Consider the following 16321-nt stretch of genomic DNA (forward strand, 5'->3'; position numbering starts at 1 on the left):
GGGTGCTCTGGCTTGCCCTGGCGGCGGCCACCCCCGCCGGTGCGACGGGCGCCGAGACGTACCTCACGGTCTTCGGGGGCATGGCCTCCAAGGGCGACATCTGGCAGACGACGGGCTTCAAAGCCGGGGCCTTCGAGAGCTACCTTGCGGGCGTCGCCCTCGCCCGCACCGTGGCCCGGCACGGGGAGTGGGCGCGCTGGGAGGCGGAGGTGCAGGCAGTCAAGCACATGGGCATGCAAACCCACCTGGAGGGCGTGGGCCTGGTGCTCCTGCGCTGGCGCGCCTTCCCGTGGGGCAGGTACCTGCCCACCAGCCTGGCGGTGGGTGACGGCCTCTCCTACTGCACCCGGGAGCCCGAGGTGGAGATCCGGCGACAGGGGCGCTCGACCCGCCTTCTCAACTACCTGCTCTTCGAGATCACCGTGGCCCTGCCCGGGGCAGAGCGGTGGAGCCTCTCGCTGCGCCAGCACCACCGCTCGGGCATCTTCGGAATCTTCGACGGCATGCACGGGGGCTCGGACTTCTGGGTCGCCGGAGTGCGCCGGGAGTTCTGACTGGGCTGACCGTCGGGCGCGACGGGTGGGCCGTCTCCGGCGGACTCGCGTTCCGGCGGGCTTGCCCAGCCGGGCCGCTCTTCCGTATCCTTTCCCCCCCAACACCCCCCTCCGGAGGGCCATCCATGGACTGCACCCAGAAAGCCAATGCCGCCAACTGCCCGTGCACCTACACGTCGTGCAGCAAGCGGGGCGCCTGCTGCCAGTGCGTGGCCTACCACCGGTCCCGCAACGAGATGGTGGCGTGCTACTTCACCCCGGAAGCCGAACGCACCTATGACCGCTCCATGAGGGCCTTTCTCGCCCAGCACCGGTAGCCACACCCTCCCTCGCGTCTGCCCTCGGGGGGCTTCGCCCCCGCCCGAGCGCCGGCCCTCCCCCGGAACCGGGCGCCTTCCGGGGGGGTTCTTCCGATTGTGTCCCGTTTCGCCTAATGCTCCCGGTATATCGTCCGATATGGACGGAAGAAGGTTTGGGCGCCCTAGGGGGGCGGCGCCCGTTTCCGCGTCCCCTGTGACCGCGGAGGCACGGCTCCGGGCCGTGCCTCCGCCACCGTCTTCGCGAGAGCCATGGTCCGCCGCTGGGTCCTCGCCGCCTTCTGCATGCTGGCTCCGGGGCTGTTGCCCGGGGGCGCGCTCGGCCAAGAGCGCGCCTTGGAGCTCCAGATGTCCGCGGAGCTGCTGCAGCGGCTCGTCTCCGAGTCCCGCACCCCCGAGAGCGAGGCGGCCCGCAGCGAGATCCTCAATCAGAACCCGGGGCTCCAGGACCTGGAGGTGGGGCGCCAGGGGGACCGGCTGACCCTGACCTTCGTGCCGCGGGAACACGGCGCTCCCCCGCGGCTCTACCTCGCCGGCACCCGGCGCGACTTCCTCCTCCTGGCCATGGCGGAGAACCCCGCCGACGTCTTCTCCCGCCTGAGCGCGCTGGACCCGGAGATCCGGTTCGCGCAGGCCCGGCGGTCCGCCCAGCAGCTGACCCTGACCCTGGGATACCGGGTGCGGAAGATCGAGGCCCCCCGGCCCCCGCAGCCGGCCGCCCGCGATCCGGGCCGCCGCAACGGAGGGGCGGGCGCGGCCGTCTACGAGGCCGCGCGGGGCAACGAGAAGGCCCTGGAGACCTACCTGGAGAGCTTCCCGGGGGGAAGCCACGCGGCCGCAGCGGAGCAGGAGCTGCAAGCCCTGCGGACCTCGCGCATGCAGGCGGAGTACGAGGCGGCGCTGGCATCCGGAGACCCGGAAGCCATCCAGGCCTTCATGGCCCTCTGGGGAAGCGGCACCCGGGTCGGCGGCACCGGCCGGGAGGTCCGCCTCCAGGTACAGGGGCCCACCGGCCCGTTCGCCTCCGCTCCGGCGCCTGCCGCCGCGAGCGCGCCGCCCGCTGCGCAGGCCCCCGCCCCCCCGGAACCCCCTGCGCCCTCCCTCCCCTCGGCCGAGGAGCGCGCCGAAGGGCCCTACCGCGCCGCCCTGGCCCAGGGCACCCTCGAGGCCCTGTCGCAGTTCGTGGCCGCCTTCCCCGACGCGCCCCAGCGGGCGGCCGCCGCGCAGCGCATCGAGGAGCTGCGGGAAGAGGCCGCTTTCCGGCTCGCCGTGGAGAAGAACACGGTGAACGCCTACCAAGGGTTTCTCGCCATCTTCCCCTCTTCCGGGCGGCGTGCAGAGGTGCAGGCGCGCATCCAGGCGCTGGAAGCCGAGCACCAGAAGGCCGAGATCGAGCGCAAGGCGAGCGCCGCGGCGCAGAGCGCCCAACAGGCGCAACACGAGCAGCGCCGCCGTGCCTTCGACGAGGTTCGGCGCCTCGACGCTCCGGAGGGGTACCGCATCTTCGTGGCCACCTACCCGGGGACCCCGGAAGTGCAGCAGGTAGAAAAGCGCCTCAAGGAGCTGGAAGCCGACGACGAGGCCTTTGCCCGGGCGCGCTCCTCCGAGCAGGCCCTGGAGCGCTACCTCGCCGAGCGCCCTCAGGGCCGCCACGCCCGGGAGGCGCGAGAGCGCGTCGCCCAACTCCAAAGCGCCCGCATGGACGCGGATTTCCTGGCAGCCCGGACAGCCGGGACCCCAGAGGCTTACCGGGCCTTCCTTTCCCGCTGGCCCAACGGCCCTCGAACCCAGGAGGCCAGGGCCGGGATCGAGGCAGCCGAGAGAGCCGCCGCCGAGAGGGCCGCCGCCCAGAGGGCGGCCGCCGCCAGCGCCGCGGCCGCGGCCCCCGACCCTGTCCAGCAACCCGTGCCCGAGCCAGCCCCGGAGCCCACCCCACCCCCGCCCCTGCGCCTTGCCGTGCGCCGGGTGGCGGCGGGACCGGAGCTGGCGGCGTCGCCCCAGGACGCCGCCTGGCACTCGGCCCAGGCGATCGAGATCCCGCTGCAGGGGCCCGCCGGCAACCCCCGGAAGGTTCGCCTGAGAGCGGTTCACGACGGAACGTCGGTCTACCTGCTGGCCGAGTGGGCCGACCCGAGCCGCGACGACGCCTACCGGCCCTGGCTCTGGGACCCGGCGGCCGCCAACTACCACCAGACCGGGCAGCTCGACGATGCCTTCTCGGTGCTCCTGTACCGGGAGGGGTCTGCGTCGAGCGCCTGCATGCTGGAGGGTCAGGAGGTGGACGCCGATCTGTGGCTCTGGCGCGCCGCATGGGGCGGCCTCTCGTCCCTGGCGGACGACGGCCGTCTGCGGGTGAGCCGCAACCGCATCCCCCAGGCCAACCCGTACCCGGTCCGCTCCGGACAGGGACAGGTCTGGATTCGCCAGGATTGGGACGAAGGCACGCCCGGGTGGTCCCTCTTCATCCCGGTGGGACGTAGCGCCGACACGGTCCCGAGCTACCGGGCCGCTCGCCCCAAGGGAAGCCGGGGAGACGTGGCGGCCTTGGGGTCGTGGAGCGACGGGCGGTGGACCGTGACCTTCCGCCGGGCCCTCGACACGGGGCACCCCGACGACGTCCCCCTGGTCCCCGGCGCCAGCCTGCTGGCGAGCTTTGCCGCCTACGACAAGGCCGACCGCGCCAACCACGCCTCCAGCCCCCCCGTCCACCTGGACGTACAGGGCCCCTGAGAGCCTGTGAAAGAATCGTCGCGAGCAGACCGGAGTGCGAGGCGCGCATGAGCGAACGACAAGACATATCAAGTAGATAGGCGAGGAGTGAGCGAGTGCGCAACGAAGCAATCCGGTCGCGCAGCAGATTATTTCACAGGCTCTGAGCCCTCCTCCCGGCGGGAAGCCGGATAGGCCCCCCCGTTCGTTCCGATCGCTATCGGTATCGGTATCGCAATCGGGGTTGATTTCGATTTCGATTTCGATCCCGATCCCGATCCCGATCCCGATACCGATGGCGATGGGGACCGGGAGGCCGGGAGGCCGGGAACTTCGCGAAGACCCGTGACACCGCCCACCGCAACCACGGCCACGACCGGAAACCGGAGGGCGGTGCCCACCCCACCGCTGCGGCACGACACAGGGGGGCGGGAGGCATAGGGGGGCACGGCTGTGCGCCCCTACGGGTAAGCCAGCCGGACACGCGAGCCCTGGGACTCGACAGTCCGGCGCGACGCGCAGAGGCCGCGGCAGGAATCAGGGGCAAGGCAGGGGTCTCCCGGTCCCCATCGATACCGATTTCGATATCGGTATCGGGATCGCTATCGACCCCGACTCGGACCCCGGAGCCCGAATCCGGCCCCCCCAATCGAGAGAGGCCCCAACAGGGGGCCTCTCTCGTTTCACGAACCCAACGTCCGCCGGAGACCGCCGCGTCAGCGGTTGGCCTGGAGCACCTCGAAGGGAATCCGAAGTCCCAGGGCCAGGGCCTCCTGGAGATCGACGAGGAAGTCCACCTTCTTTGCCTCGGCAATCGGGATGTTCGCCGCCCGCTCTCCCTTGAGGAGCCGTGCGGCCAGGGCGGCGCCGTCGTCGATCATGGCCTCGGCGTTGGCCGCCAGGGACAGGACGATCCCGCTTCCCTTCAGGCCGGGCGACTGGGTGACCAGGGGCCTGCCCAGGCGCTCCAGGTCGAACCCCAGCACCTGGGGATCGCACCCCCAGCCCACGTGGACGAACTGGGCGGGGGAGAAGGTCCGGGCCAGCTGGCCCGCGGATGCCCCGGACGCGTTGGCGACGATGAGCTGGAAGTCGCGGCTGCTGGCCACGGCCTGGACGTCTCGCAGTTGGGCCGCGCCGTCGTCGTCGTCGGAGCACTGGAGGAACCCCACCGTCTCCAGGGGTGCCGTCTTGTGCATGTTCTCGTAGAGCAGGGGCACGGAGGTCCGGCAGGAGAGCCCCGTGACGTTGTTCCCCATCCAGGCCGGCCGGTCCGGGCGCCCGCCGGTGGGGTCGTACCCCGCCAGGAGGACGATGGGCACCTTGTTGGTTGCCTCCGCCGCGTCCTGGGCGGCGCACGTGCCGAAGACCACGAGCACTCCCACGCCGTGGGCCAGGAGCTTCCGTACGCTGTTGATCCGGGAGACCTTGTCGCACGTGGGGGTGAGCACGTGCACCTCGGCGGACGAACCGTGCGCCTTGAGTCGCGCCGCAAAGGGGTCTCGCACCTCCCGGCCGAACCCGCTGCCCTTGAAGACCACGAGCCCGACGCTCGCCGACGCCCCCGCGTCCTTTGCCGGCAGGAAGGAAGCGCCCACCAGGGCGGCAGCCAGGAGGAGGACGGCACCTACGGCCTTCGAGACGGGAGACATGGCGTCACCACCTCTTGCTCAGGATGAGTCTGCCCTCGATCACGTCCTCGTCGTCCTCGGGAAAGGCTCCGTCCTGGCGATAGGCGCTGCGGGCGAAGCGGCTGGCGAGCCCCCACCCGCTCTGCCACTCATACCCCAGGTCTACCCCCAGGTCCCACTGGCGCGCGTCGAACTGCGAGAACGCCCCAAGATCCCCGAAGCCCGCCGAGGACGTCTCGAAGGAGCCCTCCGCCCGCAGGATGGCGAGCTGGGCCCGCAGGGTCAGCCGCTCCACCGGTTCCCAATCGGCGAACACCCCGTACTGGGTCCCCACCGCCTCGTAGGGGGCGCTGCGGTCCACCTGCAGGGTGACGCCCCCGGCGCTCGCGTCCACCGGGGCCTTGACCTCGTTGCGGAACCGGGCCACGAACCCTCCCACCGAGAAGGCGGCCACCGGGGTGACCGTGAGGCTCGCCTGGGCCACGGTGCGGTCCTCGTCCCGGTCGAAGTCGTCGTTCTCGGCGCGCACGTCGAGCCAACTGCCGTTGAAGTTGAGGAACCACCAGGGCTGTACGCTGGCCCACGCCTGCCACGTGCGGGCCTCGGTGGGCGCCGTGGGGAGCCCCTGCTCGTCGTCGGTCCGGAGCATGCCGTAGGAACCGCGCAGGGTCACGCCGCGCACGGGCCGGTAGTGGGCGCTCGCCTTCCACTCGGTCTTTCGGGAGTCGGCGGGAAGCCCGAAGCCGTCCCCCTGGGTGCGCACCTGCTCGGTGCGGACCGCGTCTCCCCGGAGGGTGAGGCGAGAGAGGGGCCGCACGCTCACCTGGGCCGCGTAGCGGTTTTCCTCGAGCTCGTACTCCACCGGGAGCCCGGCGCCGGCGCGCAGGGCCTGGGCGTCGGCGCTCCCCACGTCGTCGGCCTTGTGGGTGCGGCGAAACTTCAGCGCCGCGCTCAGCCAGGACCAGGGGGCCCACCCCAGGTCTGCGTCGCCCCGGTAGTAGTTGCGGGCCACGTCCACGTCCTCGTTGGTCACGCGGCCCATGTGGAGGCCGGCCGACGCGGTCACCTGCCCGGTCTGGGTGGTGCTCACCCGCACCCGGTGCTCCCAAGCCCGGGCGTCGGGGTAGGTGTTGTGGGCCGAGATCCCTCCCGGCGTCACTCCGGTGATGGGCCCGAACACGTGCTCCGGGTCCGCCTCGTCGTTGCGGAACTGGGTGAAGTTGTACGCATAGGACGCCATGCCGTAGCCCGCGTGGGCGTCGACACCCCCCTCGATCTCGGCCGTGGTGTGGTCGAGCTCGCGCTTGCGGGAGATGTTGTGGCAGTTGGTGGTGCAGTTCTCGTCCAGGAAGGTCAGCTGGGAATCCCCCTCCACCGCGAACCGGCGGGCCGTGACCCGCACGTGGGCCGGGTACACGCCCGGCCCCACCCGCAGGTTGACCGTCTGCTCGCTCACCTCCTTGCGGTAGTCTCCCCGGGGGTTTTGGTCGTCGGCGAAGAAGAGCGGCGGCGCCTCGCCCGTGGAGGGGGGCAGCGCCACGTTCTCCTCGTTGTGGGGAAACCCCTGGGAGGTAACGGAGCCCATCACCAGGTTCTTGTAGCGCACGTCCACCCGGGCCCCGTGGTCGGTTCCCCCCAGGTACTCGCCCGTGGCGTGGAGGCGGCCCCAACCCGGGTCGCGGTGGTAGAGGTCGAAGTACCCCTCCGGGTGCGACTCCAGCTTCTCGTAGGGCCGCAGGGTCTGCCCGCCGCCGTCCTCCTGGCGGTACAGGTACCCGGCCCCCACGGCCGCCTCGGTCTCGGCGCGCTGCTTGTGACACTGGGTGCAGTCTCCCTTGATCTCCTGGGCCAGGAGCTCGTAGCGGTCGGTGGTCCCGTGGATCTCCACGAACTCCTCGACCGACAGGGTGCCCCGGTAGTCCGTCCGGACCTGGGCAGCCGCGGGGACCGCCCACAGGGCGAGGGCCAGGGCGAGGGCGGCGGGCACGAGCGCGGCCGGCGAGGGATGGCGATGGCGTTTCATCGGGTCCTCCTGACGATGGCCAAGGTCCGAGCACTACTTGAGGAACGCGCTGCCCGGAAGGGTGGACTGGATATCCGTTCCGTGAATCTGGGAGTGGCATGTGGTGCACCGGGTGAAGAAGGCCGCCTTGCGGGCCGTGCCGTCCTGGGGAGAGGCGTGGCCCGCGTGGCACTGGAGGCAGAGGAACGGGTCCTGGAGCGTGAGCAGATCCCGGAAAGGCGACCCGTGGGGCCGATGACAGGTGGTGCAGCCGTTGGTCCCGCCGCCGTGCTCGAAGAGGGCGGGCGCCGCCTGGGCCGCGTGGCACTTGAAGCACAGGGTCTCGGCGTCGGTCGTTACCAGCATGGCGTCCGAGGCACTCCCGTGGGGCTCGTGGCAGGTGACGCAGGTGAGCTTTCCTTCCCGGATGGGGTGGCGGGAGAAGTAGGCCGTCTCGGCCTCCACGTCGGCGTGGCAGGCAAAGCACGTCTCTGCGATCTGCTTCCCGGAAGGCTTCTGCTCGATGCCCTGGTGGAGCTTGTGGCAGTCGGGGCAGCTGACCCCCGCCGCCGCGTGGGCCCCGCCGGCCCAGCCCTGGAGCGCGGTCTCGCTCATGGCGGTGTGGCACTTGAGGCATTGCAGGGAGCGGGCACCCGCGGGCAGCTCGGACAGCCTCACGAACTGGGTGGTGTCGCAGGCCTTGTCCTGGGCGGCGTTCTCGATGGCCAGGCTTCCCGCCCCGTGGCAGGTCTCGCAGTCGAAGAGCGGCAGGTTCCTGTCCTGGGAGAGCTGCTGGCCGTGGACGCTGCGCTCCAGGTACGCGGCGAGTCCGTCGTGCACGTGGCAGGCCGCCAGGCAGTTGGTCTGGCCCACGTAGTCGGCTTCGATCGGTCCCACCAGCATCCTCTCGTACTCCTGCTGGGAGAAGATGGGGTGGCCCTGCCGCAAGGCGGCGCACGCCGCAAACAGGGGAACCGCCGCCCCGAGGACCAGGACCAGGCGAACGGTGGCGCGTCCTCGCTTCTTCATCTCATCGCTCCTCTGGGAGAGGGAGAAGGCCGGCGTCTGCCGTGGGCCCCGCGGGGCCGCCCCGATGCCCGACGGCTCAGTGAGCATCTATCGGCGAAGACGCTGCCGAGGTTTAGGCGAGAACGCACGAAAGGTGAAACATCTCCCCGGGAGCACAATGTCTTCCCGATCATCTCAAGTTTGCGCAGCGGATATCCGATCGGTTGTCCCCGTGGGTCGCGGTGCCGGACCCCGGTCTGGCCCCCTTTCGGCCCCGCCCACGGCTGGCGACGCAGCAGACCTGCCCGAGGAGGAAGAGATGAAGAGCGCACAGTGGATGACGCCGGCGATCCTTCTCGCCGGCCTGGCCCTTCTGGCCACCGGCTGCGGAGAAGGCGGCAAGGAGTCGCCCCACCGGGGCCGCACCGCCGCCGAGGCGGCGGGCCGCGAGCTGGGCTCCGACGCCAGCGGCGCCGCGTACGTGGGGGCGGACCTGTGCCTGGGGTGCCACCTGGACGAGGCGGCCGCGTGCAGCTCGTGCCACCCGCAGCACCAGCTTTGGCCGGAGGCTGTCGCAGCCTATCTGGAGAGCCGGCACGCCCACGGCGCCGGGCGCATGGACGCGTCTGCCGAGACGGCGAGCTGCCGGCTCGCCTGCCACGACCCCGTGGGCGACGGAGCCTTCCTCGAAGACCGGCCCGACCTGGAAGGCCCCGTGCCCGCCGCGGGGCTCGCCGCCGTGGGTTGCGAAGCCTGCCACGGGGGCGGCGCCGGCCATTTCGGCCGGGGGCCCCTGCCCGACCCGAGGCCCGGCGCCGGCGTGTGCGGGCGCTGCCACGACAACCTCTCGGGGCTCCACGCGGCGGACCACCCGGAGGGTATGCGGATCTGGGGCGCCTACCAGGCCTCGCCCCACGCCCGGTCCCTGAACCCCGAGCGGCACAACGTGCCGGGCTCCGCCTCCCTGGTGCAGGCCCGGTGCGCCCGGTGCCACACGGACGAGGGGACCAAGCTCTACCGCAACGTGGGAGGCACGTTCCCCGAGGCCGCCACGCTCGCAGCGGCGCCGCCGCTGGAGAGCCCCAGCGTCATCCAGTGCCGCACCTGCCACGACGCCCACAATCCCGGGCAGCTCCTGGTGGACGCGGAGGAGAACCAGGCGGGGGCCGTGGTGGCCTCGGCCGAGTACCGCACGTGCAGCCACTGCCACCCGCCGGAAAACGCCAACTCGGGTGAGATGAACCCCGGCATGTGGTCGGGCGGCACCGTCGGGGTGGGCACCTTCAACCCCGACCGCATCATCTACGACACCCACTTCGACGACCCGGCCACGCCCGAGATCGAGGGCTACAACCTGAAGGCCGCGAGCGCGCGCACCTGCCGGGACTGCCACGACGTACACGCCGCAGACCCCACCATCCACCGTCAGTGGGCCCGGTCGGGGCACGGGGGAAGGATCGGAGCCGTCAAGGCCGCAGCAAGGGCCGAAAACCAGGGCGAAGGCGCCGACGTGGCCATTCGGACCGCCGGGCTCTCCAAGGCGAACGCGTACCCCTGGACGGGCTATCCCTGGAAGGACGGGGTGGGCCCATGGGCCATGGACCTCAAGCCCTGCCAGCGCTGCCACACGGCCACGGGCTTTGCGAACTTCGCGACGGATCCGTCGCGCTACTCGGCAGCCCGGAACGATTATTCCTACTTGGCGGGCGCCCAGCAGGAGATCCTGTACTGCTGGGGATGCCACTCCGACAGCGCGGGGGGCCTGCGCACCCCCGGCCCGATCCCGTTCACCTATCCGGGAGTGCCTGCGGGCGCCTATCCGGACGTGGCCGGCTCCAACCTGTGCCTGGGCTGCCACACGGGCCTGGCGAGCGGCCGCGCCATTCGAGCCCAGACCGGGTTGGGCAACCTAGGGGCCTCCGGTGTCCTGCCCCACTACCTGCTCGCGGGCGGGGTGCTCTTCGGGGGCACGGGCGAGACGCCCGGGCTCGGCTACGAGTTCCCCGGAAGGGAGTACGTGCTGCCCGCCACGGAAAGGCACTACCAGATCGGGCGGCCCGGCCTGGTCGACACGCCCACCGGCAGCCAGGGCCCGTGCGTGGGCTGCCACTTCAGCTCGGCGGAGCCCCACACCCTGGCCGCCGCGCGCCACGATCCGGTCACCGGCGCCGTCTTCGCGATCGAGAGCCAGGCGTGCGCGGCCTGCCACCAGGTGGTGCCCGGGCTCGGGGACTTCCGCCTCACGCCCCAGATCCTCGAGGGCAAGCGCGCCGGCTTCCTGGCGGCCGTGGCCGTCCTGAAGGAGCTCCTGTGGAGCCAGGGGTACGGAGTCCAGGACGACTGGCCCTACTTCACCCGGACGAACTGGGGAGAAGACGACGAGGCGGGCCGCAACACCCTGGGCGCAGCCTTCAACTTCGCGCTCCTGAGCCACGAGCCCGGCGCCTACGTGCACAACCCGTACTACGCAAAGCAGCTGCTCTACGACACCATCGACTGGGTAGCCAACGGCGCCCTGGACCACGGCGTCTTGAGCGCGATCCAGACCCTGCCGGCGAGCCCCAGCTTCTCCGGGAGCTTTGCCGAGCACTACAGCCCGGCGGCGGCCATCCAGTACCTGGTGGACCTGGGCCGGTAGCCGACTCGCTGCCGGGATGCGTCCGGAGCCCTGCCGCCCTGCGGCGGGGCTCCGGCGCGTTTGGCCTTCCCGGTCACCCCGCCCTTCGCTACACTGCCACCTCCCTCCTCCCCCACCCTGGAAGACCCCGTGCCTCGAGACCTCGCGTCCCTCCTCGCCCAGGAGCTGCAACTGCGCCTCCCCCAGGTTCGGGCGGTCGTCGAGCTCCTGGGCTCCGGCGCCACCATCCCGTTCGTGGCCCGTTACCGCAAGGAGGCCACGGGGAGCCTGGACGAGGTGCAGATCGCCGCGGTGTGGGACCGGTACGGCTACCTCAGGGAGCTGGAGGACCGCAAGGAAACGGTAAAGGCCGCGGCGCAGGGCCAGGGCAAGCTCACCGAGGATCTTGGAGCCCGGATCGACGCCTGTCTCACCAAGCAGGAGCTCGAGGACCTCTACCTCCCGTTTCGGCCCAAGCGCCGCACCCGGGCCGACGCGGCTCGGGAAAAGGGCCTCGAGCCCCTGGCGCTCCGGGCCCTGGCTCAGGAGGACGTGGCGGGAGCCCTGCCGGAGCTCGCCGCACCGTTCGTAAACCGGGAGGCCGGCCTGGAAACTCCCGAGGACTGCCTCGCCGAAGCTGCCTACATCGTGGCCGAGACCGTGGCCCACGATCCCGCGGCCCGAGCCGAGGCGCGCGCGCTGACCGCCTCGAAGGGACGGCTGCGCAGCGCGGTCCTGCCCGAGAAGGTCGGCGAGCGCACCAAGTTCGAGGCCTACTACGACTTCGGCGAAGCCGCGGCCACGGTGCCTTCCCACCGGGTCCTGGCCGTGCGCCGGGGCGAGGAGGAGGGGGTGCTCCGGGTCTGGATCGATGCCCCCGAAGAGGAGATCCTCGGCCGCCTGGCGCGCCGCACCGTCATCAACCCCCGCTCGGTCTGGCGCGACTACCTCCTGGCCGCGGTGGGAGACGCCTACCGGCGCCTGCTCGCCCCCTCCATCGAGATCGACGTGCGGGTGGAGCTCAAGGAACGGGCCGACGAGGCCGCCATCGAGGTCTTCGCCCAGAACCTGCGCCACCTGCTCCTGGAGAGCCCGGCCGGGCGAGAGCCCGTGCTCGCCATCGACCCGGGCTTTCGTACCGGCTGCAAGGTGGTGATCCTCTCCGAGCTCGGGGACCTGCTGGAGTGGCGCCCCATCTACCCCCATCCCCCCCAAGGCCGAGCACAGGAGGCGCGCGCCGTGCTCGCAGACCTCATCGGCCGCCACCGGCCCGCCTTCGCCGTGGTGGGCAACGGCACCGCGGGCCGGGAGACCGAGGCCCTGGTGGCCGCACTCCTCGTGGAGCACCCGGAGTGGGGCTGCCGCTGCCTCACCGTCTCCGAGGCGGGGGCGAGCGTGTACTCGGCCTCGGAGGTGGCGCGAGAGGAGCTGCCGGAGCTCGACGTCTCGGTGCGCGGCGCGGTAAGCATCGGACGCCGGTTCCAGGACCCCCTGGCCGAGCTCGTGAAGATCGACCCCAAGTCCATCGGGGTGGGGCAGTACCAGCACGACGTGAGCCAGCCCCGGCTGCGCAGGGCCCTGGACCGGGTGGTGGAGTCCTGCGTGAACGCCGTGGGAGTAGACGTCAACACCGCCAGCCCCTCCCTCCTGCGCCACGTGGCCGGGGTGGGGGAGGGCCTGGCGAGGAACATCGTGGCGTACCGCCAGGAGCGGGGGGCCTTTCGGACCCGTCGCGACCTGAAGGAGGTACCCCGCCTGGGACCCAGGGCCTTCGAGCAGGCCGCCGGGTTTCTTCGGATTCCGGGGGGCGAGAACCCCCTCGACGCCTCGGCCGTGCATCCCGAGCGCTACCCGGTGGTGGAGCAGATGGCTCGGGACCTGGGGGTGGCGGTCTCGGCCCTGGTGGGCCATGCGGACCTGGCGCAACGCCTGGACCCGGCCCGGTACGTGGCGGGAAACCTGGGCCTGCCCACCGTGCGCGACATCCTGGAGGAGCTCAAGAAGCCCGGGCGCGACCCCCGGCGGGAGTTCGCCCCGGTGCGCTTCGACGAGCGGGTGCAGGAGATGGGCGACCTCTCGGAGGGCATGGTGCTCCCGGGCGTCGTCACCAACGTGACCCACTTCGGGGCGTTCGTGGACGTGGGGGTGCACGAGGACGGTCTGGTCCACGTCTCGGAGCTTGCCGACCGGTTCGTGAAGGACCCGGCCGAGGTGGTGAGCGTGGGGCAGCGGGTGCAGGCGCGCGTCCTCGCCGTGGACCTGGAGCGAAAGCGCATCTCCCTCTCGCTCAAGAGCCCGGGGGCCGGGCGCCAAGAGCCGAGGAGGGAACGGTCCCAGCCCCGCCCTGGCGCCGAGGATTGGAAGACAAGGCTCTCCTCCCGGTTTCGGACGAGCGGGTGACGGGCCCCAACGGACAACGTGCAACAGGCAACCGCCAACCGGCGCCTGCCCTGGACGTGCCGAGATTCGGTGTTAGATTCGTCGCCCACGCGGCCCTCACCGGGCCCCCACCGGGACGCACAGGAGGACCCCATGCTGAGCAAGAAGCTGCAAGACGCCCTGAACGAGCAGATGAAGAACGAGTTCTACTCGGGCTATCTCTACAAAGGGATGCAGGCGTACTTCGAGGGCGAGGAGCTCAAGGGGTTCGCCACCTGGTTCAAGGTCCAGACCCTGGAGGAGCTCTCCCACGGGGAGAAGTTCTTCAACTTCATCAACGAGGCGGGCGGCAAGGCCGAGCTGCGGCCGCTCGACGCCGTGAAGGCCGAGTACAACTCGCCCCTGGAGGCCTTCGAGGCGGCCCTGAAGCACGAGCAGTTCGTGACCTCGCGGATCAACGACCTCATGGATCTCGCCCGCAAGGAGAGCAACCACGCGGCCCAGATCTTCCTCCAGTGGTTCGTCACCGAGCAGGTGGAAGAGGAGGCGAGCGCCACGGGCTACGTCAAGAAGCTCAAGATGGTGAAGGGAGACGGCCGGGGAATCCTCCTCCTGGACCAGGAGGCCGGCCAGCGGGTCTTCACGCCGCCTCCCGGCCTGTGAGGCCCGCGCAGGCGTTCCCGAAAGGGCCCGGCGACCCCGGGCCTTTTCTGTTACCATGAAGCGCGTGCAGGCTGCTTTTTCAGCAGCCTCCCGACCCGACCCTGGGGTACACCGTGACGCGCCAGCCCTGCGCCAGAGCGCCCCGTCGCACCCGCTGCGAGGCCCTCCCGGCCCTCGATGCCCGGGAGTGGCGCGCGGTGCTCGACGCCGTGAACGACCCCATCTTCGTCCACGACGCCGCCACCGGCGACATCCTCGAAGCGAACCGAGCTGCGTGCGAGCTCTACGGGTGGTCGCGGGAGGAGCTTCGCACCCTCGCCATGGCCGACCTGAGCAGCGGGGCGCCCCCCTGCACCCAGGAGGACGCGGCAGGCTGGGTGCGCCGGGCGGCGGAAGTCGGGCCGCAACGCTTCGAGTGGGTAGCCCGCCACAGGGACGGCCGGCGCTTCTGGGCCGAGGTCAGCCTGCGTCGCGTGGACGTGGGGGGCAGGCCGCGGGTGGTGGCCAGTGTGCGCGACATCACCGCGCGCAAGGGGGCCGAGGCCTCCCTGCGGGTGAGCGAGCAGCGCTACCAGAACGCGTTTCGGGAGGCCGGCATCGGCATGGCGATGTGCGCACCCGACGGACGGTTCCTCCAGGTCAACCGCGCCCTGTGCGAGATGCTGGGATACTGCGAGGACGCGCTCGACGGCGTCTCGGTGCTCGACGTGACCCACCCGGAAGACCGGGAGGCCAGCCGAGAGCACCTGGAGCGCCTGCTCGGGGGAGAGCTCGGCAGTTACCGGTTCGAGAAGCGGTATCTCACCCGGGGCGGGGAGACCCGCTGGGGCTCGGTGGTCGTCACCCTGGTTCGAGACGTCGCGGGGGCCCCCCTGCACACGGTGAGCCAGATCCAGGACATCACCGAGCGCCGGCGAGCAGAAGAGGCCTTGCGGGAGAGCGAGCGAAAGTACCGGACCCTCCTGGAGACCACGGGCACGGGCTTCGTCATCGCCGACCTGGACGGACGCATCCTCGACGCCAACGCCGAGTACGTGCGGCTTGCGGGTCACCGGTCCCTCGGCGAGATCCGGGGCCGCAGCGCCCTGGAGTGGACCGCGCCCCACGACCGGGAGCGAAACGCCGCCGCCATCGCCGAGTGCCTGTCCCAGGGGAAGCTGCGCAACTTCTCGGTGGACTACGTGGACGCCCAGGGCCGGCCGACGCCGCTCGAGATCAACGCCAGCGCCCTCGAGACCGCCCAGGGGCCGCGCATCCTGGGTCTGTGCCAGGACGTCTCCCAGCGCCGGGCCGCGGAGGAGGCGAGGGCGGCCCTGGAGCGGGAGCTCCACCGCAGCCACGCCCTGGAGGCGGTGGGGCGCCTGGCGGGGGGCGTCGCCCACGACTTCAACAACATCCTGGGAAGCATCCTGGGGTCGGTGTACGTGGCGCGCATGGAAGGGGGCTGGGAGGGGTCGGCCGCGGCGGAGCTCGGCCGCATCGAGACCCTGTGCAAGCGGGGGGGCGAGCTGACGCGGCAGCTCCTCACGGTGGCGCGGCGCCCCCCGGGGCAGGAAGAGGCGCTCGACGTGAGCCGTCAGGTGGGGGAAGTGCGCCAGCTCCTCGAGCGCACCCTGCCCCGGGACATCCGGCTGGAGGTGGAATCGGAAGAAGGGCTCCCCGCCGTGCGGGCAGACCGCGCCGGGGTCACCGCGGTGCTCCTCAGCCTGGCCCTCAACGCCCGAGATGCCATGCCCGCGGGGGGCCTGCTCCGGATGCGCGCCCGCCGGCGCCAGGAGAAGAGTGGCGAGGAGTGGGTGCACCTGGAGGTCGCCGACTCGGGCCCCGGTATCCCCGAGCACCTGCGCGACCGGCTGTTCGAACCCTTCGTCACCACCAAGGCCATCGGGAAGGGCATGGGCCTGGGGCTCTCCACGGCCCGGGCGGCGGTGCAGGGCTGGGGCGGCGACATACGGGTGGACTCGGCCCCCGGCCGGGGGAGCACCTTCACGGTGCGCCTGCCGGCGTGGAGCGGGGACCGGGGCGGCGAGAGCCCGAAGAGCCGCTCCCACCCCCTCACCACGGCTCCCCTCCTGGTGGTGGAGGACGAGGAAGGGGTCGCCCGGCTCATGACCCTGACCCTGGAGGCACAGGGCTACATCACGGTACAGGCCGCCACCGGCGTCGAGGCGCTGGAACGGATGCGAGAGCGGCGCGGCGCCTTCGGCCTGGTCATTCTCGACCTCGTCCTGCCCGAGCTCAGGGGCGAGCAGGTGTACCGCGTGCTCCGCGGGCTGACCCCCGAGGTGCCCGTGCTCGTGGTGTCGGGCCGGGAGGACCTGGCCAAGGCCCTGGCTCCCTGCGGCCCGACCCTCGTCAAGCCGTTCTCCGCCGAAGAGTTTCTCGACGCCGTCGCCCGCGCGCTGCGCTCCGGCGCCTGAGGCGCGGCAGATTCCCTTGCT

At 71.6% G+C, this 16321-nt stretch carries 10 protein-coding genes; 7 read left to right on the top strand and 3 right to left on the bottom strand.

Annotated elements, in window-relative coordinates; all coding sequences use genetic code 11:
- Positions 1 to 2 precede the first annotated feature (2 nt).
- The 3 genes from AB1578_03570 (at position 3) to AB1578_03580 (ending at position 3601) form a co-directional block, all read left to right on the top strand.
- The gene (locus AB1578_03570; GenBank protein MEW6486979.1) at positions 3 to 554 is read left to right on the top strand and encodes a hypothetical protein; all 552 of its coding nucleotides are present in this window, start codon (positions 3 to 5) and stop codon (positions 552 to 554) included.
- A 125-nt stretch (positions 555 to 679) separates the two neighbouring features.
- Complete coding sequence (locus tag AB1578_03575; protein MEW6486980.1) at positions 680 to 871, top strand: DUF6485 family protein; 192 nt, start codon at positions 680 to 682, stop codon at positions 869 to 871.
- A 252-nt stretch (positions 872 to 1123) separates the two neighbouring features.
- Entirely contained in the window at positions 1124 to 3601 is a 2478-nt protein-coding gene (locus AB1578_03580) for an ethylbenzene dehydrogenase-related protein (protein ID MEW6486981.1), read from the top strand.
- A gap of 695 nt (positions 3602 to 4296) precedes the next feature.
- On the opposite strand, the gene AB1578_03585 is transcribed toward AB1578_03580, so the two are convergent.
- Genes AB1578_03585 through AB1578_03595 form a run of 3 tightly spaced genes read right to left on the bottom strand, consistent with a single transcriptional unit; the run spans position 4297 to position 8242 of the window.
- Positions 4297 to 5232: an ABC transporter substrate binding protein gene (locus AB1578_03585; GenBank protein MEW6486982.1), complete on the bottom strand. Its 936-nt coding sequence runs from the start codon at positions 5230 to 5232 to the stop codon at positions 4297 to 4299.
- A gap of 4 nt (positions 5233 to 5236) precedes the next feature.
- Entirely contained in the window at positions 5237 to 7234 is a 1998-nt protein-coding gene (locus AB1578_03590; protein ID MEW6486983.1) for a hypothetical protein, read from the bottom strand.
- A 33-nt stretch (positions 7235 to 7267) separates the two neighbouring features.
- Positions 7268 to 8242: a DmsE family decaheme c-type cytochrome gene (locus AB1578_03595; GenBank protein ID MEW6486984.1), complete on the bottom strand. Its 975-nt coding sequence runs from the start codon at positions 8240 to 8242 to the stop codon at positions 7268 to 7270.
- 298 nt (positions 8243 to 8540) lie between these two features.
- On the opposite strand from AB1578_03595, the gene AB1578_03600 reads away from it, so the two are divergent.
- From AB1578_03600 to AB1578_03615, 4 genes are all read left to right on the top strand, one after another.
- On the top strand, positions 8541 to 10859 hold the full coding sequence (locus tag AB1578_03600) for a hypothetical protein (protein ID MEW6486985.1): 2319 nt from the start codon (positions 8541 to 8543) through the stop codon (positions 10857 to 10859).
- A gap of 129 nt (positions 10860 to 10988) precedes the next feature.
- Positions 10989 to 13238 carry a Tex family protein gene (locus AB1578_03605; protein ID MEW6486986.1) on the top strand — a complete coding sequence of 750 codons (2250 nt, stop codon included), beginning with the start codon at positions 10989 to 10991 and terminating at the stop codon, positions 13236 to 13238.
- A gap of 132 nt (positions 13239 to 13370) precedes the next feature.
- Complete coding sequence (locus AB1578_03610; protein MEW6486987.1) at positions 13371 to 13880, top strand: ferritin; 510 nt, start codon at positions 13371 to 13373, stop codon at positions 13878 to 13880.
- Positions 13881 to 13993: 113 nt separating this feature from the next.
- The gene (locus tag AB1578_03615) at positions 13994 to 16300 is read left to right on the top strand and encodes a PAS domain S-box protein (GenBank protein MEW6486988.1); all 2307 of its coding nucleotides are present in this window, start codon (positions 13994 to 13996) and stop codon (positions 16298 to 16300) included.
- Positions 16301 to 16321 lie beyond the last annotated feature (21 nt).

The organism is Thermodesulfobacteriota bacterium, assembly GCA_040756475.1.
In the GTDB taxonomy this organism is placed as follows: Bacteria; Desulfobacterota; Deferrisomatia; order Deferrisomatales; family JACRMM01; genus JBFLZB01.

Excerpts from the sequence above, each read along its gene's own strand:
- AB1578_03575 (MEW6486980.1), top strand. The coding sequence starts at position 680 with ATGGACTGCACCCAGAAAGCCAATGCCGCCAACTGCCCGTGCACCTAC.
- AB1578_03610 (MEW6486987.1), top strand. The coding sequence starts at position 13,371 with ATGCTGAGCAAGAAGCTGCAAGACGCCCTGAACGAGCAGATGAAGAAC.
- AB1578_03590 (MEW6486983.1), bottom strand. The coding sequence starts at position 7,234 with ATGAAACGCCATCGCCATCCCTCGCCGGCCGCGCTCGTGCCCGCCGCC.
- AB1578_03585 (MEW6486982.1), bottom strand. The coding sequence starts at position 5,232 with ATGTCTCCCGTCTCGAAGGCCGTAGGTGCCGTCCTCCTCCTGGCTGCC.
- AB1578_03580 (MEW6486981.1), top strand. The coding sequence starts at position 1,124 with ATGGTCCGCCGCTGGGTCCTCGCCGCCTTCTGCATGCTGGCTCCGGGG.
- AB1578_03595 (MEW6486984.1), bottom strand. The coding sequence starts at position 8,242 with ATGAAGAAGCGAGGACGCGCCACCGTTCGCCTGGTCCTGGTCCTCGGG.
- AB1578_03600 (MEW6486985.1), top strand. The coding sequence starts at position 8,541 with ATGAAGAGCGCACAGTGGATGACGCCGGCGATCCTTCTCGCCGGCCTG.